Source organism: Rhodococcus sp. NPDC057529, from assembly GCF_042802055.1.
Taxonomy (GTDB): Bacteria; Actinomycetota; Actinomycetes; order Mycobacteriales; family Mycobacteriaceae; genus Rhodococcus_F.
Genome location: NZ_JBHVEY010000004.1, coordinates 296,092 through 315,591 on the forward strand (window position 1 = coordinate 296,092; position 19,500 = coordinate 315,591).

Sequence of the window (19,500 nt, forward strand, 5' to 3'; positions counted from 1 at the left end):
CAGGGCTCCTAGTCTTTGATACCGAGAACACGCAGGGCGTTCTGTTTGAAGATCAGCGGCGCGACCTCCGGCTTGATGTCGAGGTTCTCGAAGTCCGTGATCCAGCGGTCGACCTGGATGACGGGGAAGTCGGACCCGAACAGCACCTTGCCGCGGAGCATGCTGTTGGCGGCCTTGACCAGCTGCGGCGGGAAGTACTTCGGCGACCATCCGGACAGGTCGATGTAGACGTTGGCCTTGTGTGTGGCGATGGAGATCTGCGCGTCGACCCACGGGACGGCGGGGTGGGCCATGATCACGGTGAGGTCGGGGAAGTCGGCGGCGACGTCGTCGAGGAGCATCGGGTCGGAGTAGCGCAGTTTGATGCCGTGGCCGCCGGGCAGCCCGGCGCCGATGCCGGTCTGCCCGGTGTGGAACAGGGCGGGGACGCCGGCCTCGGTGATGGCCTCGTACAGCGGGTAGAACCGGCGGTCGTTCGGTTCGAAGCCCTGCATGCTGGGGTGAAATTTGAAGCCCTTGACGCCGTAGTGGTCGACGAGGCGGTGGACGCGGCGGACGGCGGCCTTGCCCTGCCAGGGGTCGACGGATCCGAAGGGGATGAGGACGTCGTTGTGGCGGGCCGCGCCCTCGGCGATCTCCTCGACGGAGTTGGCGGAGTGTCCGCTGGCCGAGGCGGCATCGACGGTGAACACGACCGCGGCCATGTTGCGGGCCCGGTAGTGGTCGGCGATCGCGTCGATGGTCGGGGTGCGTTCCTCGCCGGATTTGAAGTACTTCTCCGAGGCGGCCATCAGCTCGTCGTCGAGGGACCGGTGTCCGCAGCCGTCGATCTCGACGTGGGTGTGGATGTCGATGGCGTCGATCGTGTCGAAGTCGATGCCGTACTCGTAGCGGCTCATTTCGCCATCAACTCCTCGGGGAACTCCTCGCCGACGGACTGCACCGACTCGCCGAACGTCCGGGGCCACTGGGCGGCGATGTCGTCGGCCGACCAGCCGCCGTCGTGGTGCTCGACGGCGGTGAGTTCGGGGTGCGACCAGAGTGCGAGGCGGTCGCCGCCGACGGCGAAGGCCTGTCCGGTGATGTCGGCTGCGGCGTCGGAGGCGAGGAACGAGATGATGCCCGCGGCGTCGTCGGGGGTGCCCATCCCCACCTCGCGGCGGATGATGTCGGGCAGCGGTTCGCCGTTCTTCATGCCCTCGATGTAGGGGGCGAGGAACGGGACGGTCTCGGTCATCGCGGTCGCGGCGACGGGGCAGACGGCGTTGGCGGTGATACCGGCGCGCTGCAGTTCGAGCGCCCACGTGCGGACCATGCCGACGATGCCGGCCTTGGCGCCCGAGTAGTTGGTCTGCCCGAAATTGCCGCGCTGGCCGGCGGGGGAGCCGATACAGACGATGCGACCACCGTCGCCCTGTTCGCGGAACCGGAGGACCGCCTCCCGGACACACGTGAACGTGCCGCGCAGGTGCACGCCGACGACGGCGTCGAAGTCGTCGTCGGTCATCTTCCACAGCACCGTGTCGCGGAGGATGCCGGCGTTGGTGACCATGACGTCGAGGCGCCCGAACGCGTCGACCGCGCCCGTGACGAGGGCCCGGGCGGTCTCGGTGCTGCCGACCGGGGCGACGACGGCGACGGCGCGGCCGCCCGCGGCGGTGATGTCGGCGACGGCGGCGTCGGCGGTGGCCTGGTTGACGTCGTTGATCACGACCGCGGCGCCGTGGCGGGCCAGGTCCTTGGCGTAGGCGAGCCCGAGGCCCTGTCCGCTGCCGGTGACGACGGCGACTTTGTCGGTGAGGTCCATGTCTGATTCTCCTGAGGTCGTGTTCGCTGAATCACACGTAATCATTGATGATTGAGAAAGTCAATCATTAAGATCTGCTACTCTAGCGACACTCATCGGAAGGGGGTCGTCGCATGGCAGAGACGCAGGCGTTATCGGACGACATCGGGTTCCTGCTCTCCCGCGTCGGCGGAATGGTGCTGGGCTCGGTGAACAAGGCCCTCGTCCCCACCGGGCTGCGGGTGCGGTCCTACTCGGTCCTGGTCCTCGCGTGCGAACAGGCCGAGGGCGTCAACCAGCGCGGAGTGGCCGCCACCATGGGCCTCGACCCCAGCCAGATCGTGGGGCTCGTCGACGAACTCGAGGAACGCGGACTCGTCGTGCGCACCCTCGACCCCTCCGACCGCCGCAACAAACTGATCGCCGCGACCGACGAGGGCAGGCGGCTCCGCGACGACGCCAAGGCTCGGGTCGACGCCGCCCACGGGCGCTATTTCGAGGGCATCCCCGAATCGGTCGTGAATCAGATGCGGGACACGTTGCAGAGCATCGCCTTTCCCGCACTTCCCGAGTAGGGCGCGATGACCGACCTGCTCGCCCCGGCCCCGCCCGGCGAGGTGCTCCTCACGGCGTTCGTGGTGGACTGACCGGCCGTGGAAATCCGCTGGATGAAGTCGTTCGTCGCGGTCGCCGAGGAACTCAACTACGGCCGGGCCGCGGAGGTGCTGCACATCGCGCAACCGGCGGTGAGCCAGCAGGTGCAGCAACTCGAGAAGCGTCTCGGCGTGAAACTGTTCGACCGCACCACGCGCTCGGTCCGGCTCACCGCGGCGGGCGAGCGCTTCCTGCAGCCGTGCAAGGACGCCCTCGCCGGGATCGACCGCGCCGTCGATGCCGCGGTGATCGCGGATCCGGAGGTCGAGGGGCGCGTCCGGGTCGGCTTCAGCGGGGCCTACGGGCAGACCGAATTGTCCTCTCTGGCAAGGTCGGTGCGCCGCCGGTACCCCCTGATCGACCTCGTCCTCGAGGGGGCGACGGTGAGTGGGCAGATCCTCGACGAGATCTGGGAGGGGCAACTGGACCTCGGGATCGTCTCCGACGCGGTCTCGCACCCCCACGTGCTCACGCGGCAGATCTCGGTGGAGTACCTCAGCGCGCTGCTCCCGAGCGATCACCCACTCGCCGAACGGAAGTCGATCGACCTCGCGGAGCTGCGGGAGGAAACGTTCGTCGCGAACCCCGCCGCCACCGGATCCACGCTCCGCCGGGATCTGCTCGCCGCGTGCCGGGATGCCGGGTTCACGCCGAACATCGTGCAGGAGACCACCGACGGCATCGTCCTGACCGCCCTCGTCGCGGCAGGGGTCGGCGTCGCGCTCGTGCCCGGCGACGTGCAGACGTATCCCAATCGGGTAGTGCTGATTCCCCTCGACGCCGGGCGATTCGAGGTCCGGGCGGCGCTGGCCTGGTCGGACCGTCCCGTGTCACCGGTCGTACAGACGGTTCTCGACCTCGCCGCCGAGGTGCTGCCGACGCCGGGCGCCGTCTCCGACGAATAATAAAGATCGGTTATCAATCACTGCCGATACTGCTCTTGGACGGTGATCGGTTTCTTTGGCAGAGTCTCCCTCGGCGGCAACAGATGTGACCTGGACAACTCCCGGTCCCCGGTGTCGCACCCACCTCGAGGCCTCTCCGAACTCCCGGAAGCCCTTCACTTTCAGGTAGGAACCACATGACTTCCACATTCGACGGCCGCGCCGTACGCGCCGACGCGAACGCCCGGTCGCCCCACGCGCGCCGGGCCGCCCTGGCCTCCTTCGTGGGCAGCACCCTCGAGTACTACGACTTCTTCATCTACGCCTCCTTCTCCGCGCTCGCGTTCAACACCCTGTTCTTTCCGGACCTCGGTTCGTTCTGGGGAACCATCGTGTCGATGGCGACCATCGGGATCGGGTACGTCGTCCGGCCGCTCGCGGCCCTCGTCTTCGGGCACTTCGGGGACACGCTCGGACGCAAGCGGATGCTGGTGGTGACGCTCGTGATGATGGGCGTGGCCACGGCGCTCATCGGCTGCCTGCCCACCTACGGGGCGATCGGCGTCGCCGCGCCGATCCTGCTGGTCCTGCTCCGGGCCGTCCAGGGCGCGTCGGCGGCGGGGGAATCGGCGGGAGCGGCTTCGCTGGCCCTCGAACACGCACCCGCTGGCCGCCGCGCGCTCGCGGCGAGCTGGGTGAACACCGGTGCGGCTGCCGGCATGCTGCTGGCGTCGCTCGTGGTCCTCGTGTTCTCCGGGCTGCCCGAGGACGCCTTCCTCGACTGGGGATGGCGTATCCCGTTCCTGCTCAGCGTGTTCGTCGCACTCGCGGGTCTCGTGATCCGCCGGATGCTGCCCGAGAGCGAGGTGTTCGAGGAGGCCGTGTCCACCGACGGGCCGAAGGAGATGCCGGCGAAGGTGATCTTCCGCGACCACTGGCCGAGCGTGCTGCGGGTAGTGGGCTGCGGACTGTTCGCGGTGGTGTCCACCATCTTCAGCGCCTTCGCCCTGTCGTGGGGCACCCACGAAGCCGGTGTGTCCCGCACCGTCATGGTGGGAGCCACCGTCCTCACCGCCGCGCTCGCCCTCGTCGCGCAACCTGCCGCAGGGATCCTCGCCGACCGGATCGGCCGCAAACCGGTCTTCATCACCGGCAACCTCGTCTGCGCGGTCTCCGTCTCCGGGTTCTTCTGGGCGATCAGCCAGCGTTCGACCGCCCTGATCCTGATCACCGCGTGCATCGTGATGGTGGTCGGCTATTCGCTCGTCAACGCCGTCGGCCCCGCGCTGTACGCCGAGATGTTTGAGACGCGCATCCGGTACTCGGGCATGGCGATCTCCGGGCAGCTGGCCCTGGTGGCCACCGGTTTCGCCCCCACCATCGCCGCGACCCTGGTCCGGCCCGGACCGAACGGCTGGATACCCGTGGCTGCGTTCACCGCGGGCTGCTGCCTGGTCAGCGCCCTCACCACCCTCACGGTCCGCGAAACCTACCGGACCAGCACCACCGACCTCGGCCGATGACCCACCTCCCGTCGAAAGCGACCCACCCTGTGAAACACGATGTACTGATCGAGAACGATGTCGAGGCGACGATGCGGGACGGCGTCGTCCTCAGCTCGACCGTCTACCGCCCGAATGCCAGTGGCCGCTTCCCGGTGCTGCTCACCCGCACCCCGTACGGCCGCGACCTGTCCGTCAACTCCGGCTATCTCAACCCCAACACGGTCGCCGCCGGCGGTTTCGTGGTGATCATGCAGGACGTCCGCGGCCGGTTCGGCTCCGACGGCGACTTCGTGCCGTCCGAGAACGAAGGCCCGGACGGCTACGACACCGTGCAGTGGGCCGCCGAACTGCCGTACTCGTCCGGAGTCGTCGGCATGTGGGGAAGGTCGTACTTCGCCGAAACGCAGTGGCGCGCAGCCCAGGAGAAGCCGCCCGCCCTGCGCGGCATCGCCCCGGGAATCTCGGCAGGCGGCAACGCGCGGTCCGGCGGTCTCGTGCGCGGGGGCGCGGTCGAATTCGGCGCCCGGCTCGGATGGGGGCACCTGTCGGCAGGACCGGCGGAGATCACGAAACTGTCCCGCACGGATCCCGCACGCGCAGAACGCGAATGGGCGTCGTGGTCGCGGATCGATCGGGCGATGTCCGAGGACGCGTACTTCGACAGCCTGCCCCTGCGCGACCTGGCCGTCGATGCCCCCGCGTTCTTCGCGTCGCCGATCGTCGAATCGCTCGGATTCGCGATCGACCACCCCAGCCGCGACCTGTGGGACAGTGCGAGCGGGCGGGCCGTCGACCTCCCCACGCTGCACATCGGCGGGTGGTACGACATCTTCGTCAACAGCACCCTCGACCAGTACTTCGGCCAACTCGCCCACAGCGATTCCGGTGCGGCCCCCGCGCCGTACCTGATTCTGGGCCCGTGGAGTCACACCAACTTCTCCGGGCTCGGCGGGTCGGTGGTGTTCGGCAGCCCGGCCAACCAGGCGGTGCTCGACTCGGGTCAGGACCTGTCGTCGGTGCACGCCCAGTGGTACGCGGCGGTGCTCGGCGACGAGGAACCCGACCTGCCGCGGGTCCGGATCTTCGTGATGGGGGAGAACCGGTGGCGGACGTACGACCGCTTCCCGGAACCCACCCGCACCGCCGACCTGTTCCTCGCCCCCGGCGGAACCCTCGCCCCGGAAGCAGAACGGACGGAAGGACGCGTCGACTACGACTACGACCCGGCGGATCCGGTACCGACGGTCGGTGGGGCGACGATGATGCCGGGAACCTTCGCACCCGGAGCGCTGGAGCAGGGCCGAGTCGAATCCCGCGACGACGTCCTCGTGTTCACCGGCGAGGTCCTCACCGAACCGTTGACCGTGATCGGCCGGGTGTCCGCGACGCTGTTCGCGTCGTCGAGTGCCGTCGACACCGACTTCGTCGTCAGGCTGTGCCGCGTCACCGCGGACGGCACGTCGATCACCCTCACCGACGGCATGGTGCGGGCCCGCTACCGCGACTCCTACCGGACGCCCGGAACCTACACGTCCGCCGAGCCGAGCCTGCTCGAGCCCGGGAAGGTGTACGAGTACGCGATCGACCTGTGGTCCACGGCCGTCACGTTCCAGCCCGGTGAGCGGATCCGCGTCCAGGTGACGTCCAGCAACCATCCCCGCTGGGACCGCAACCTCAACACCGGCGAATCCGCCTACGATTCGGACGAATTCGTGATCGCCCACCAGCACGTGCACACGGGGGCGCGGTACCCCAGCCGGGTGTCGCTGCCGGTCGTGCGCTGACGCACCCGTGAGTACTTGTTAACCGCCGGCGGTTGACAAGTACTCACGGGCGGAGGTTCGCAGGTCGGGTTTGCGGATCTTGCCGGTCGCGGTGCGGGGGAGGGCCTCCGCGATCCGCACGAACGTGGGAATCTTGAACCCCGCGAGCTTCTCTCGCAGCCGGGCGCGCACCGTGTCCTCGTCGAGGGTGGTGCCGTCGGCGCCGACGACGAATGCCATGCCGGTCTCGCCCCACTTCTCGTGCGGGACGCCGATCACCGCCGCCTCCCGGATGCCGTCCAGCTTCAGCAGCGCCGCCTCGACCTCGGCGGGGTAGACGTTCTCGCCGCCCGAGATGTACATGTCCTTGTAGCGGTCGCAGATGAAGAGGAAGCCGTCGTCGTCGAAGTAGCCGGCGTCGCCGGTGTGCAGCCACCCGCCCACGATGGTGCGGGAGGTCGCCTCGGGCTGATTCAGGTAGCCGAGCATCACGTTCGGCCCCTTCGCGACGATCTCACCGATCTCGTTCGGTTCGGCACTCGACCCGTCCGGGCGGACGACGTCGACGTCGGTGAAGAACGTCCGCTTGCCCGCGGATCCGACCTTCGCGCGGACGTCGTCCCCCGACAGCATCGTCACCGACGGCGCGGTTTCCGTCAGCCCGTACGCCTGCGCGATCGCGACGCCGCGTTCCTGCCACGGCGAGATCAGCGCTTCGGGGAGGGGAGCCCCGGCGACGCAGATGGCCCGCAGGCTGGACAGGTCGGCGTCCGCGAACCGGGGGTGGTGCCACAGTTCCTGGATCATCGTGGGGACCGCGAAGAATGTGGTGATGCGCTCCTTCTCGATCGTGTCGAGGACGGCGCCGGCATCGAACTTGCGCAGCAGCACGACCGTGCCGCCGGACAGCAGGGTCGGTGTGACGGCTCCGCCGATTCCGCCGATGTGGAAGAGCGGCGCCACCGACAGCGTGCGTTCCCTGGACGTCATGTCTTGGGCGAGAAGCTGGTTCATGGCGTTCCACAGCATGTTTCCGTGGCTGAGCATGACACCCTTCGGTGCGCCGGTGGTGCCCGACGAGTACATGAGCACCGACAGGTCGTCGAGGCCCACCTGCTCGTCGATGCGGGTGTCCGGCTGCCCGGTGCGCACACTGTCGTAGGTGTGGGCGGACCAGGAGTCGGTCAGCCCGATCCAGGTGGTGACCGGGGAGTCCGACCGTGCGAGTTCCTGTGCGACGCCGGCCTGCTGGTCACCGAAGATCACTGTGGTGCAATGGGAGTCGCCGAGCACGTAGCGCGCTTCCTCGGCGGTGAGGCGGGCGTTGAGTGGGAGATATGTGGCGCCGAGCAGCCCGGCGGCGAACATCACCTCGAGCGCCGCGGGGTCGTTGAACCCGAAGAAGCCTACGCAGTCACCCTTCTCGACGCCGAGGGCGCGCAGGCCGTGGGCGAGCCGGCGGGTCCGCAGGGTCATTTCCTCGTAGGTGACGGCTCGTCCGTCGAAGACGAGCGCCTCGTTCTTCGGTGTCATGGTGATGCGGCGCTCGAGCCACGAGCCGATACCTTCGTTGTCCATGGTGACTCCTCGTTCTCTTCGAAACTACTCTCGGGCTCGGGTCAGGCCGACGGGGTGTCGGCGCTCAGGTCGTTGTCCTTGCTTTCCTTCGTTGCGACGAGGAAGGCGGCGCTGACCACGCACAGTGCGATGACGAACAGCCCGACCGGGAGGATCGACTTGCCGGACGACGCGAACAGCGACGCCAGGATGACGGGGGTGAAGCCTGCTCCGACGAGGGTGGCCAGCTGGTATCCGAGCGACGCCCCGGTGTAGCGCGCCCGCGTGCCGAACTGCTCGGAGATGAATGCGGCCATCGGACCGTAGGTGGCCGAATGGCACAGGGTGTAGCCGACGAAGGCGAGTGCGATGAACAGGAACTCTCCGGTGCTCAGCAGCAGGAACAGCGGGTAGACGCTGACGATCATCGCCGCGAGTCCCGCGAGCATGACCGGCCTGCGGCCGATCCGGTCGGACAGCCGAGCCGATCCGAGGACCAGGAAGATCGCACAGAACTGGCAGAAGGAGAACGCCAGCAGCGCGTCGGACCGCGGGGCGCCGCTCGACACGGCGTAGGTGATGGCGAACGTGGTGAACGCCGTCTGCATTCCGAAGCTTGCGATGCAGGACATCGACGCCACGACGACCGCACGGGGCCGCTTCAGGATCGTGACGATCGGCGGGGCGGTCTCCTTCTTCGCGCTCTCCTTCAGGGCCGCCGTGAACAGCGGGCTCTCCGACACCTTCGACCGGATGAACAGGCCGAGTGCCAGCATGAGCGCCGAGATCAGGAACGGGATGCGCCAGCCCCACGTCAGGAACTGCTCGTCGGGCAGCAGTGAGACGGCGGCCAGGGCGAGGGTGCCGAGCAGGGCGCCGGTCGGCGCGCCCGCGTTGGTGAACGCGGCGGCGAACCCGCGCTTGCCGGACTCGGCGTGCTCGAGCGACATCAGCGCTGCGCCACCCCATTCGCCGCCGACCGCCAGACCCTGGCAGACGCGGAGCAGGACGAGCAGCACCGCCGCCCAGGACCCGATCATCTCGGGTGGGGGAATGAGCCCGATCGCGAACGAGGCGATGCCCATGACGGTCATCGAGATCAGCAGCATGGCCTTGCGGCCGACGGTGTCGCCGAAGTGGCCGAAGACGATTCCGCCCAGTGGGCGGGCGACGTAGCCGGCGGCGAACGTGCCCATCGACGCGATGGTCGCGCCGAGGGGGTCCAGTCCGGCGAAGAACACCGGGCCGAAGACGAGGGACGCCGCAGTGGCGTAGAGCAGGAAGTCGTAGAACTCGATGGTGCTGCCCAGGTAGCTCGACAGGATCACCCTGCGAACTTCCTTCTTGCGTCGGGTGGCCGACATGGTGCCGGCGGTGGCGGTGACCGTCATCGATACTCCTTGGCCGAGCGTGGGACAACAGAGCGGAGCGCGTGTAGCGCGGATCACAATTAAACATTAATCATTGAAGTTGTCAATGGAAGAGATTGGCAACGCTTCTGAGAGTGCGGCCGCAGACGGCATCTGCGCCGGCATGAATCGCCTACGCGGGCAACCGGATCCGTCAGGAACGGATGAGCCTGCGCCCGATGATCTCCTTCATGATCTCGGTGGTGCCGGCGTAGATCGGGCCGCCGCGACAGTCGAGATAGTCCTGCGCGACGTCGTACTCGCGCATGTATCCGTAGCCGCCGTGCAGCTGGACCGCCCGCTGGACGACCCGCTGCTGCAGCTCGGTGATCCACCATTTGGCCATCGCCGCGGTCACCTCGTCGAGCGTTCCGTGCGCGGCGTCGAGGATGCAGCGGTCGGTGAAGCACTGCGCGATCTCCATCTCGGTGGCGAGTTCCGCGAGGTAGAAGCGGTTGGCCTGGAAGTCGGCCACCCGCCGGCCGAACGCCGTGCGGTCGCAGCTGTACGTCAGCGCCCGATCGAACGTGCGTCGCGTGGACGCCATGGACGTGACCGCCACGCTGAGGCGCTCCTGGGGCAGATTGTGGCGCAGATAGCCGAAGCCGGCGTTCGGTTCTCCGAGGACGTTCTCGCGGGGGACGCGGACGTCGTCGAACACGAGTTCCGCCGTGTCCTGGGCGCTCAGTCCGACCTTGTGCAGTGGGCCGTTGCGGGTGAATCCGGCCATTCCGGTTTCGACCACCAGCAGGCTCATGCCCTTCTTGCCCGCGGCCGGATCCGTCTTGGCCGCGACGATCACGAAGTCGGCGAGCATGCCGTTGCTGATGAAGATCTTGGTGCCGTTCAGGACCAGGTCGTCGCCGTCGGCGACGGCGGTCGTGGAGATCGCGGCCAGGTCGCTACCTGCGCCCGGCTCGGTCATGGCGATCGCGCCGATCTTCTCGCCGGTGCACAGCGGTGTCAGGAATCGGTGCTTCTGCTCCTCGTTCGCCAGTGAGGTGAGGTAGGGCGTGACGAGGTCGTTGATGCCGGCCAGGCCCATCACGACGGCGGGTGCCCCGACGCGGCAGAGTTCTTCGATGACGATGGCGTTGAAACGGAAGTCGTCGGTTCCGCCGCCCGCGAATCGCTCCTCGATGTTGATCCCGAGGATGCCGAGCTTGCCGGCCTGACGGTAGACGTCCCGGTCGACCCGCCCCGCATCCGCCCATTCGCGAAGATGCGGGGCGACATCACGTTCGGCGAACCGGCGCACCGTGTCCCGGAACGCATCGTGATCGGCGTCGAAAATGGTCCGTTCCAGTGCAACCGGAGACATTGAAAGGTTCCTTTCGTCGGCAGGCGTGCGTCGCACGCCTGCATACCCGAAAGGAACCTATCTATCAATCATTGATAAAGTCAATGATTAAGGATGTTCGGCGGCGTCAATACCAGTACTTCCGCCCACCGACCGCGCGGCCCGTCGTGCCCAGCAGCAGGAGTACGAGGCCGATGACGAGGAGGATGATTCCGATCGTCGTGAGAATCGAGATCCCCGCGACGAGGCCGATGACGAGCAGGATGAGTCCGAGAACGATCACGGTCTTCCCTCTTTCGGTTGACTGCTTGGAACTACTGACTCGGTTGCGGCACTTCGCAATCGATCTTCGGGTTGACGCCCGCATAGTTGAGCGGCCCGGCGATCACGGTGACGGCGATCGTTCCGGCGCTGGCACAATCGGCCTGCGCGTCCTTGAAATAGCCGCGCTGGAACACGGCGATGGCGCCGATGATCAGCCAGATGATCACGATCAGCGACAGGAGCCGTCCGATACGCATTTCCGACCTCCGTGTGGGCACCGGCACCGGGCCGGTGAACCTGTCGTACCCGAACGCTATGTCGACGACGTGTCGGTCGGCTTCGCGTGTGCTCCATGGGTATTCGTGGAGCTCGTGCCGTCGGGCCGGGCGTTGGCCGGTCCGCCGTCGGTGGTGCGGGCGTCCGCGGCCCGGGCGTCGGTGGTGCGGGCGTCGTTCGGGGCGGCACCCGTCGTCTTGACCTCGGGATCGAGCTCGTCCGCCCTCTTCCACTCCTTCTTCAGGTCGTCACGAGACGTGGTCGCCGTGTTCTGGTGAGTCTGCGCATCGACCTGTAGTCGCTTGGCCTCGGCGGCTTTCGCTTCCGCTTCTGCCTGGGCCTTCCGTGCATTGGCCGCGGTCTCCTCGGCCAGCGCTTCGCGCTTCTCGACGACGGATGTCTGCTCCTGCGCCTTCGCGCGGATGCTGTCGGCCTCCTGGTGGCGGCGCGCGTTGCGCTTGCGGGACGCCGCAATGAGCAGCGCGGCCACGGCGAGTACGACGACGATCGCGACGATGATCCAGATGATGGTCATGGTGTCCATTGGCTACTCCCAGCAGTCGTGTTGTTGAAGTACCCAGCCCGCAAACCCGGCAAACAGACCGTGAGCCAATCGCAATCAAACGGGCAGGTCCGGCAGGCAGGACCGGCAGCCGGAGTGCTGGAAGTACCCTGCATTCCACTACCGTGAACCGCATGAGCGAGTTGCTGGAACGCGACGGCGTGCGCGGACGACTCCACCGCCCCGCGGGAGACGCGTCGGCCGGGCTGGTCCTGACACACGGGGCAGGAAGTGACTGCGACACAAAGCTGTTGCTGGCCGTGACCGAGGGGTTCGTGCGGCGGGGGGTGGCGGTCCTGCGGTTCGACCTCCCGTTCCGGCAGCGCCGCGCGTCGGGCCCGCCGCACCCGTCGAAGGCAGCGGAGGACCGGGAGGGCGTCGCGGCCGCGGTGGCCGTGATGCGGGAGTTGGTGCCGGCGCCGGTGTGGGCGGGCGGGCACTCGTACGGCGGGCGTCAGGCGTCCATGCTCGCCTCGGAGCGTCCGGGTCTCGTCGACGCCCTGCTCCTGCTGTCGTACCCGCTGCATCCACCGGCCAAGCCGGAGAAACTCCGCACCGAGCACCTGCCCGGCCTCCACACCCCGGCCGTGGTGGTGCACGGGTCGAAGGACCCGTTCGCGACCCCCGGCGAAATGCGGTCGGCACTCGCACTGATCCCCGCCCGGACGACGCTCGTCGAACTCGAGGGCGCCCGGCACGATCTGGCCCCGGACAGGTTCCCGGTGGTCGAACGCGCGGTCGCGGCCATGCTGGACCTTCTGTAGGCCGGCCGAGAGCGTCCGCCCGTGGTCGGTATGTTCGGTGAATGAGCAACGAGCAGTCGGACGCGCCCCAGTGGTTCACCACGGCAGTGGCGGCCCCGGTCGACATCGGCCGGGTGGACGTCGCCGGTGCGGAGGTCCACTACCGCGCGTGGGGCCCGACGGGCACGCCCGGGCTCGTGCTCGTCCACGGCGGCGCCGCCCACAGCCGGTGGTGGGACCATGTGGCACCCATGCTGGCCACGGGCCGCCGCGTCGTCGCACTCGACCTCACCGGGCACGGCGACAGCGACCGCCGGCAGGAGTACGGATTGGAACGGTGGGCGGAGGAAGCCCTCGCCGTCGCCAAACCGGCGGGCATCTCGGGCGCGCCGGTGCTGGTCGGGCACAGCATGGGCGGAATGGTGTCGTACGTGGCCGCGCAACTGTTCGGCGAGGACCTGGCCGGTGTCCAGCTGATCGATTCGCCCGTCCTCGCGCGCACGCCGGAAGAGGAAGAAGCGCGGAAACAGCGGGCATTCGGTCCGAAGAAGGTCTACCCGTCCCGGGAGGTGGCGCTGCAGCGGTTCCGGTTCGTCCCGCCGCAGGACACCGCGGTGCCCGCCGTCCTGCGCCACGTCGCGGAGACCTCGATGGAGGAGGTGGACGGCGGGTGGTCGTGGAAGTTCGATTCCTCGTTCTTCTCCCGCGAGGGCAGCGGCCATCTGGGCGCGTCCGACCCGCGCTGCCGCCTCGCCTACTTCCGCGCCGAGAACGGCATCGTCACCGACGCCATGATGGACAGCATGCGCAGCCGATTCGGGCCGACCGCGGTGGTCGTCGAGATCCCCGACGCCGGACACCACGTGATGATCGATCAGCCGCTCGCGCTGGTCGTCGGTATCCGGACGGTGCTCGCGTCGTGGGACGTGGAGGATTCCGTGGCCGGGATGCCGGGCTGAATCAACTGATTCAGTCGCCGGACCGCACGGCGGCGACGAACTGCTCGATCAACGCCGCATCCTTCACCCCGCGGGACGATTCGACCCCGCTCGACACGTCGACACCCCACGCGCCGGTCGCGTCGACGGCGGCGCGCACGTTGCCCGGATGAAGACCGCCGGCGAGGATCCATTCGCCGTCCGGTCTGCTCTGGTTCGCCCAGTCCCAGGGCACCCCGGCCCCGGCGGTGGCCCCGTCGACGAGGACGCGGTCTGCTCCGAAATCGCCCGAGGTGTCACCGGCGACGACGGCACGGATCACGCGGAGCCCCGCCTCCCGCAACCGGGTGACGTCGTCGGCGGAGGTCAGGTCGTGCACCTGGACGGTGCCGAGCCCGGCCGCGGCGGCGACCTCGATCACCTCCGCGACAGAACTCCCCTTGAACACACCGACCGCGACGGTGTGACCGGCGACCCGGCGGACCAGCGGCGCGGCGTCGCCGGGGGAGATCCGGCGGACGCTGTCGGCGAACACGAAACCCACGGCGTCCACACCGAGGCGCACGGACAGATCGACGGAGGCCTCGTCACGCAGGCCGCACACCTTGATGAATGTCACCCGCGCAATTTTACCGGTCGCTCCGACTCGCCGACGCGGCGCTGGTTCGCGCTCTAGGCTTCGTGAGGTGGACTGGCTCAGCGACCTCAGCGTGATCACCGGGCCCCTGCCCTGGATCCTCACGGTGATCGGTGCGCTCGGCGGCGTGTGGCTGCTCGCCGCCCGCGCCCCGTGGTACCGCAGGAAGGCGATTCCGATCTGCCTGGCCGTGGCGGTGGTCGTCACCGTCGTCCTGTACGTGATGGTCGAAAAGGTTCTCCGGCCTTTCCCCGACCCCATCGAGATGTCCATCTACGTGTGGATCGGTCTGGGGCTCTTCGCGATCTTCCTGCTCGTGCCGCGGATCCGTGCGGGCCGGACAGTGAAAGCCGCCGTCGGGTCGGTGCTCGCGGTCCTCGCCGTGATTCTCGCGTCCGCGACGCAGATCAATTGGGTGTTCGACGCTTATCCCACGGTGGGCACGGCATTCGGGGCGGAGCCGTTCGACCGGGTCCAGATGAACGACCTCGGCAGCTCCACCGAGAACGTCGTGACGGGAACGCCGCTCGACGCGTCGTGGACGGCCCCGCCCGGGATGCCCAGCGAGGGACGGGTGCTGACGGCGGCCGTTCCCGGGACGGCGTCGGGATTCACCGCCCGCGACGCCGAGATCTACCTCCCGCCCGCCTACTTCGCCAACCCGCGCCCGCTGCTGCCCGTGCTCGTGATGCTGGCCGGTCAGCCCGGCGCGCCCGAGGACTGGTTCGCCGGAGGCAAACTCGCCACCACGATGAACGAGTTCGCCGCGAAACACGACGGGCTGGCCCCGATCGTGGTGGTGGCGGACGGCACCGGTTCGCAGATCGCGAACCCGCTGTGCGTCGACTCGAAACTGGGCAACGTGGCCACCTATCTGGCGAAGGACGTTCCGGCCTGGGTGAAGTCGAACCTGCAGGTGAACCCGGACCCCGAGGCGTGGGCCATCGGCGGCCTGTCCTACGGCGGCACCTGTTCGCTGCAGATGGCCACCAATTATCCCGACGTGTACCCGACGTTCCTCGACATCTCGGGTCAGGAAGCACCCACGCTCGGTGACCACCAGCGCACCCTCGACGACGGCTTCGGCGGTGACGAGGCGGCGTTCGAGAAGGTCAACCCGCTCGACCTGATGGCGTCGAACAAGTACCCGGACACGGCCGGGGTCTTCGTGATCGGCAGCGACGACGACGCCTACAAGCCGGGAGCGCAGAAGGTCTATCAGGCCGCGAAGAACGCCGGCATGGACGTGCAGTACGTGGAAGTGCCGGGCGGACACAGCTTCGCCGTGTGGTCCGCCGGGTTGGAGAAGGAATTGCCCTGGCTGGCACAGCGGTTGGGGCTGGTCGGTTCGTAAGAACACCTCGCGGTGGAGAGGGGCGACATGACGGCGGCAGCGAAGGTACTGCGGGTGGGGTCGGCCCTGCCCGACCCGCCGTTCGAGTTCCGGGACGGGGAGGCACCTGCGGGTTTCGACGTCGAGTTCACCCGGGCGCTCGCGCGGGAACTCGGCCTCGGCTGGTCGCTCGTCCCGTACCGAGGCACCGATTTCAACGGCATCTTCGATGCGCTGAAAGACGGCGAATTCGATTGCATCGCCTCGGGAACCACCGTGACGCCGGAGCGGCGGGAGCGCGCCGATTTCTGCGCCCCGTACCTCGTGTCGGGCCAGTCCCTGGCCGTCGACACGTCCCGGCATCCGGGCGTGCGCGGGGTCGACGACCTGCGCGGCCTGACCGTCGGTGTCCAGCACGGCAACACCAGTCAGCCGATCGTGGAGCGCCTGGTCGCGGAGGGCCGCGCGGCCGCGATCCGGGTGTACGCGTACGACCGGATCGGACAGGCCCTCGACGACCTGTCCTCGGGCGGGTGCGACGCCGTCATGAAACTCGCGCCGGTCCTCACCTGGCTGGTCCGGGACCGCCCGCGCGTGGAGGTGGTCGAACGGGGAATCTCCCGCGAGGAGATCGCCGTCGCGGTCCGCACGGGTGATCACGCACTGCGCGAGGCCATCGAGTCGGCGCAGCGCGCCCTGGCCGCGGACGGCACCCTCGACCGGCTGCGGTCGGAGTGGCTCGGGATCAGTGGCACGGACGGTGGCTCGGCATGACACCTGTCCAAGAATAGGAACGTGTTCTATATTTGCGGCAAACCTTTTGTCTCTCGGCGACTGGAGTGCCCGGCATGTATGAGTGGTCAGATACCGACCTGATGTTCCGCGACGCGATCCGCGGCTTCATCGACAAGGAGATTCGACCGCACGTCGACAAGCTGGAGACCGGCGAGCTGCCTCCGTTCGACATCATCCGCAAACTCTTCGCCACCTTCGGTCTGGACGAGATGGCCCGGGAGGCGCTCACGAAATCCCTGGACCGCGAACGCAGTGGCGACGCCGCGTCCGGCGCGAAGGAGGAGAAATCCGGCGGTCTCGGCGGTGCGGGCAGCATGGGCGTCATCATGAACGCCGAACTGGCAGGCGTCAGCCTCGGGCTCGTCGCCTCGCTCGGGGTGAGCCTCGGGCTGGCGGCGGGCACCATCCGCAGTCGCGGGACGCTGGCGCAGAAGGAGCGCTGGCTGCCCGGCCTGGTCACGTTCGAGAAGGTCGGGGCGTGGGCGATCACCGAGCCCGACTCCGGCTCGGACGCGTTCGGCGGCATGAAGTCCTACGTGCGCCGCGACGGCGACGACTACATTCTCAACGGGCAGAAGACGTTCATCACCAACGGTCCCTACGCCGACGTCATCGTCGTGTACGCGAAACTCGACGAGGGGGACTCGTCCGTCGACCGCCGCGACCGGAAGGTGCTCGCCTTCGTCCTCGACGCGGGCATGGACGGGCTCACCCAGGGTGCGCCGTTCAAGAAGATGGGCATGAACTCCTCGCCCACCGGGGAACTGTTCTTCGACAACGTGCGCGTCACCCGTGACCGTCTGCTCGGCGAGACGGAGGACGGCGGCACGTCGGACGGCAAGTCCAGCGCGAAGGAGAACTTCGCGGCCGAACGGATCGGCATCGCGTCGCTGTCGCTCGGCATCATCAACGAGTGTCACCGGCTCTGCGTCGACTACGCCAGGTCCCGCAAGCTGTGGGGCAAGGAGATCGCCCAGTTCCAGCTCGTCCAGCTCAAGCTCGCCGAGATGGAGATCGCGCGCATCAACGTGCAGAACATGGTCTTCAACGCCATCGAGCGCACCGCGGCGGGGGATCGGGTGAGCCTCGCGGAGGCGTCGGCGATGAAACTCTACTCCTCGCGGGCCGCCACCGAGGTGGCGATGGAGGCGGTGCAGTTGTTCGGCGGCAACGGGTACATGGCCGAGTACCGGGTCGAGCAACTCGCGCGCGATGCGAAGTCGCTGATGATCTACGCCGGCAGCAACGAGATCCAGGTGACGCACATCGCGAAGGGCCTGCTGGCGATGTGAGGTCCGGCCCCGGGAACAAATGTCGTACGGCGTACGTTAGGGGGGTGTCGTCAACGAAAGGACACCACCGTGAAGGTCACCGCGAGCGCACTGTCGCTGAACGTCGCAGACCCCGTCGCGTCGGCCGAATTCGCCAAGTCCCACCTGGGCTTCGTCGAGGAGATGGCCGCCGAGGGCTTCGTGTCGCTGAAGCGTGCGGACGTCGGCTTCAATCTGGTCTTCCTGAAGACCGGACTGGAGACGTTCAAACCCGCGCGGATCGCCGGTGACGCCGGCCAGGGGCTGCTGATCGCACTCGTCGTCGACGGCATCGACGGCGAATACGAGCGGCTGCAGGCGGAGGGCGTCCCGATCGTGACGCCCATCGAAACCGAGCCGTGGGGCGAACGCTACTTCCAGATGAGTGACCCGAACGGGGTGATCATCCAACTGGTCGAATGGGTGTAGCGGTCACACCGCCGCGAGGAACGGCTCCACGGTCGCGAGCACCTCGGTGCTCGCGGCCACCGCCGTCGAATGGTCGAAACCGGGCAGGATCGTCAGCGACGCACCGGGAATCAGCGCCGCCACCCGCCGGGTGTCGCCGATCCGCTCGGCATCGTTCGAACCGGCGAACAGCAGGGTGGGGACGGCGATCCGGCGCAGGACGTCGTCGTCCACTCCCGGCTCCGCACCGGAACGACGCATGTACGCGGCGAGCGCCTTCGCGTCGTTCGCCAGGAACGCGGCCCGCGTCCCGGCGTCGATCGGCCACGCGCGCCGGGCATTCCACTGCCCCAGGAACGCCTCCATGCCGTCCCGTTCGAGGACGTCGATGCAGCCGGGGAAGAACAGCCGGTCGAACGCGCCGGCCTGCGGGAGGCTGCTGCCACCGCCGACGATCAGGCTCTCCAGACGTTCGGGCGCGCCGACCGCCAACGCCAGCGCGACCCGGCCGCCGAGCGAATACCCCAGCACGTGCGCGCTGGGAAGGGCCAGGTGGTCGAGGACCGCCAGGACGTCGCCGCGGAGCAGATCCATCGCGTACGCGTCCTCGTCGTGCGGCTTGTCGCTGCGCCCGTGGCCCCGCAGATCGACCAGGATCAGCCGGTACCGATCACGCAGCGCGGCGACGTAACCGAAACCGCGCCAGATCGCGTGGGACAGGGCCGTGCCGTGAAGAAGAACCAGGGGCTCGCCCTCGCCGACGGTCCGGTACGCGATCCGGACGCCGTCGACGGGATTGGTAGCGTGCTGCACCCGCCCAGTCTGCATCACGTGCTTCGCGGACGGCACTCGGGCGCACGGGCCGGGGGCGATACTGGTGGCATGCCGATTCCCCCGAACCCCGCGCTCGACCCCGAGGAACTGCTGGCCGTCGCGATCGCCGAGGCGGAACTCGGCAAACGGGAAGGCGGAATCCCGATCGGGGCCGCGCTGTTCGCCGCCGACGGAACCCTGCTGGGCCGCGGCCGCAACCGGCGGGTCCAGCACGGCGACCCGTCCGTCCACGGCGAGACGGACGCGTTCCGCGCCGCCGGACGCCAGCGCGACTACCGCTCGACGATCATGGTGACCACCCTGTCGCCGTGCTGGTACTGCAGCGGACTGGTCCGGCAGTTCAACATCGGCGCGATCGTCGTGGGGGAGAGCGTCACGTTCACCGGCGGCCACGAATGGCTCCGCGAGAACGGCGTCGACGTGACCGTCCTGCGCGATCAGCACTGCATCGACCTCATGGCCGAATTCATCGAGAGCAGGCCCGCACTGTGGCACGAAGACATCGGCGTGGCCGAATAGGCTTCGCCCGTGCGCCTTTCCGG

Annotated in this window: 21 protein-coding genes; 11 read left to right on the forward strand and 10 right to left on the reverse strand. The window is 68.3% G+C overall.

The features are described from left to right. Positions 1-8: 8 nt before the first annotated feature. Positions 9-899, reverse strand: coding sequence for a 4-hydroxyphenyl-beta-ketoacyl-CoA hydrolase (couO, locus tag ACFU5V_RS09695; protein WP_378698713.1), 891 nt, complete (start codon positions 897-899; stop codon positions 9-11). Then, positions 896-1,807, reverse strand: a complete 912-nt coding sequence (gene couN / locus ACFU5V_RS09700) for a 4-hydroxyphenyl-beta-hydroxyacyl-CoA dehydrogenase (protein ID WP_378698715.1) — start codon at positions 1,805-1,807, stop codon at positions 896-898. Before couN ends, couO begins: the two co-directional genes overlap by 4 nt. Positions 1,808-1,920: 113 nt before the next feature. Between couN and couR the strand changes: the two genes are divergently transcribed. From couR to ACFU5V_RS09720, 4 genes are all read left to right on the forward strand, one after another. Further along, positions 1,921-2,361 (forward strand): MarR family transcriptional repressor CouR, encoded by a 441-nt coding sequence (gene couR / locus ACFU5V_RS09705; RefSeq protein WP_378435002.1) that lies wholly within the window; start codon positions 1,921-1,923, stop codon positions 2,359-2,361. Between the two features lie 78 nt (positions 2,362-2,439). After that, positions 2,440-3,345, forward strand: coding sequence for a LysR family transcriptional regulator (locus ACFU5V_RS09710; protein ID WP_378698717.1), 906 nt, complete (start codon positions 2,440-2,442; stop codon positions 3,343-3,345). Positions 3,346-3,521: 176 nt separating this feature from the next. Beyond that, positions 3,522-4,847, forward strand: a complete 1,326-nt coding sequence (locus ACFU5V_RS09715; RefSeq protein ID WP_378698719.1) for an MFS transporter — start codon at positions 3,522-3,524, stop codon at positions 4,845-4,847. Next, the gene (locus tag ACFU5V_RS09720; RefSeq protein ID WP_378698721.1) at positions 4,844-6,613 is read left to right on the forward strand and encodes a CocE/NonD family hydrolase; all 1,770 of its coding nucleotides are present in this window, start codon (positions 4,844-4,846) and stop codon (positions 6,611-6,613) included. Before ACFU5V_RS09715 ends, ACFU5V_RS09720 begins: the two co-directional genes overlap by 4 nt. 18 nt (positions 6,614-6,631) lie before the next feature. On the opposite strand, the gene couL is transcribed toward ACFU5V_RS09720, so the two are convergent. The 6 genes from couL to ACFU5V_RS09750 all read right to left on the reverse strand — a co-directional run bounded on the left by couL (position 6,632) and on the right by ACFU5V_RS09750 (position 11,942). Further along, entirely contained in the window at positions 6,632-8,170 is a 1,539-nt protein-coding gene (couL, locus tag ACFU5V_RS09725) for a p-hydroxycinnamoyl-CoA synthetase (protein WP_378698723.1), read from the reverse strand. A 41-nt stretch (positions 8,171-8,211) separates the two neighbouring features. Then, entirely contained in the window at positions 8,212-9,540 is a 1,329-nt protein-coding gene (gene couT, locus ACFU5V_RS09730; protein ID WP_378698725.1) for a p-hydroxycinnamate MFS transporter, read from the reverse strand. Positions 9,541-9,712: 172 nt separating this feature from the next. After that, positions 9,713-10,879, reverse strand: a complete 1,167-nt coding sequence (couH, locus tag ACFU5V_RS09735) for a dihydro-p-hydroxycinnamoy-CoA dehydrogenase (protein ID WP_378698727.1) — start codon at positions 10,877-10,879, stop codon at positions 9,713-9,715. A 106-nt stretch (positions 10,880-10,985) separates the two neighbouring features. Next, entirely contained in the window at positions 10,986-11,141 is a 156-nt protein-coding gene (locus tag ACFU5V_RS09740; RefSeq protein WP_378432264.1) for a DUF6131 family protein, read from the reverse strand. Positions 11,142-11,172: 31 nt separating this feature from the next. Continuing rightward, positions 11,173-11,379, reverse strand: coding sequence for a hypothetical protein (locus ACFU5V_RS09745; protein ID WP_072947562.1), 207 nt, complete (start codon positions 11,377-11,379; stop codon positions 11,173-11,175). Positions 11,380-11,435: 56 nt separating this feature from the next. Next, complete coding sequence (locus ACFU5V_RS09750; protein WP_378432267.1) at positions 11,436-11,942, reverse strand: hypothetical protein; 507 nt, start codon at positions 11,940-11,942, stop codon at positions 11,436-11,438. A gap of 143 nt (positions 11,943-12,085) precedes the next feature. Between ACFU5V_RS09750 and ACFU5V_RS09755 the strand changes: the two genes are divergently transcribed. After that, the gene (locus ACFU5V_RS09755) at positions 12,086-12,724 is read left to right on the forward strand and encodes an alpha/beta fold hydrolase (RefSeq protein WP_378698729.1); all 639 of its coding nucleotides are present in this window, start codon (positions 12,086-12,088) and stop codon (positions 12,722-12,724) included. Positions 12,725-12,765: 41 nt separating this feature from the next. Next, on the forward strand, positions 12,766-13,662 hold the full coding sequence (locus ACFU5V_RS09760) for an alpha/beta fold hydrolase (protein WP_378698731.1): 897 nt from the start codon (positions 12,766-12,768) through the stop codon (positions 13,660-13,662). Positions 13,663-13,672: 10 nt separating this feature from the next. Here ACFU5V_RS09760 and ACFU5V_RS09765 read toward each other — a convergent pair whose 3' ends face one another. Continuing rightward, on the reverse strand, positions 13,673-14,260 hold the full coding sequence (locus tag ACFU5V_RS09765) for a phosphoribosylanthranilate isomerase (RefSeq protein WP_378698733.1): 588 nt from the start codon (positions 14,258-14,260) through the stop codon (positions 13,673-13,675). 67 nt (positions 14,261-14,327) lie between these two features. Between ACFU5V_RS09765 and ACFU5V_RS09770 the strand changes: the two genes are divergently transcribed. The 4 genes from ACFU5V_RS09770 (at position 14,328) to ACFU5V_RS09785 (ending at position 18,145) form a co-directional block, all read left to right on the forward strand. Continuing rightward, the gene (locus tag ACFU5V_RS09770) at positions 14,328-15,632 is read left to right on the forward strand and encodes an alpha/beta hydrolase (protein ID WP_378698735.1); all 1,305 of its coding nucleotides are present in this window, start codon (positions 14,328-14,330) and stop codon (positions 15,630-15,632) included. Between the two features lie 27 nt (positions 15,633-15,659). Further along, positions 15,660-16,385 (forward strand): ABC transporter substrate-binding protein, encoded by a 726-nt coding sequence (locus tag ACFU5V_RS09775; RefSeq protein WP_378698737.1) that lies wholly within the window; start codon positions 15,660-15,662, stop codon positions 16,383-16,385. 74 nt (positions 16,386-16,459) lie between these two features. Next, positions 16,460-17,698, forward strand: coding sequence for an acyl-CoA dehydrogenase family protein (locus tag ACFU5V_RS09780; protein WP_378698739.1), 1,239 nt, complete (start codon positions 16,460-16,462; stop codon positions 17,696-17,698). A 69-nt stretch (positions 17,699-17,767) separates the two neighbouring features. Then, positions 17,768-18,145, forward strand: coding sequence for a VOC family protein (locus tag ACFU5V_RS09785; protein WP_072947554.1), 378 nt, complete (start codon positions 17,768-17,770; stop codon positions 18,143-18,145). Between the two features lie 3 nt (positions 18,146-18,148). On the opposite strand, the gene ACFU5V_RS09790 is transcribed toward ACFU5V_RS09785, so the two are convergent. Next, entirely contained in the window at positions 18,149-18,952 is an 804-nt protein-coding gene (locus tag ACFU5V_RS09790; RefSeq protein WP_378698741.1) for an alpha/beta fold hydrolase, read from the reverse strand. A gap of 54 nt (positions 18,953-19,006) precedes the next feature. Between ACFU5V_RS09790 and ACFU5V_RS09795 the strand changes: the two genes are divergently transcribed. Further along, positions 19,007-19,477, forward strand: a complete 471-nt coding sequence (locus ACFU5V_RS09795) for a nucleoside deaminase (RefSeq protein WP_206006576.1) — start codon at positions 19,007-19,009, stop codon at positions 19,475-19,477. Positions 19,478-19,500 lie beyond the last annotated feature (23 nt).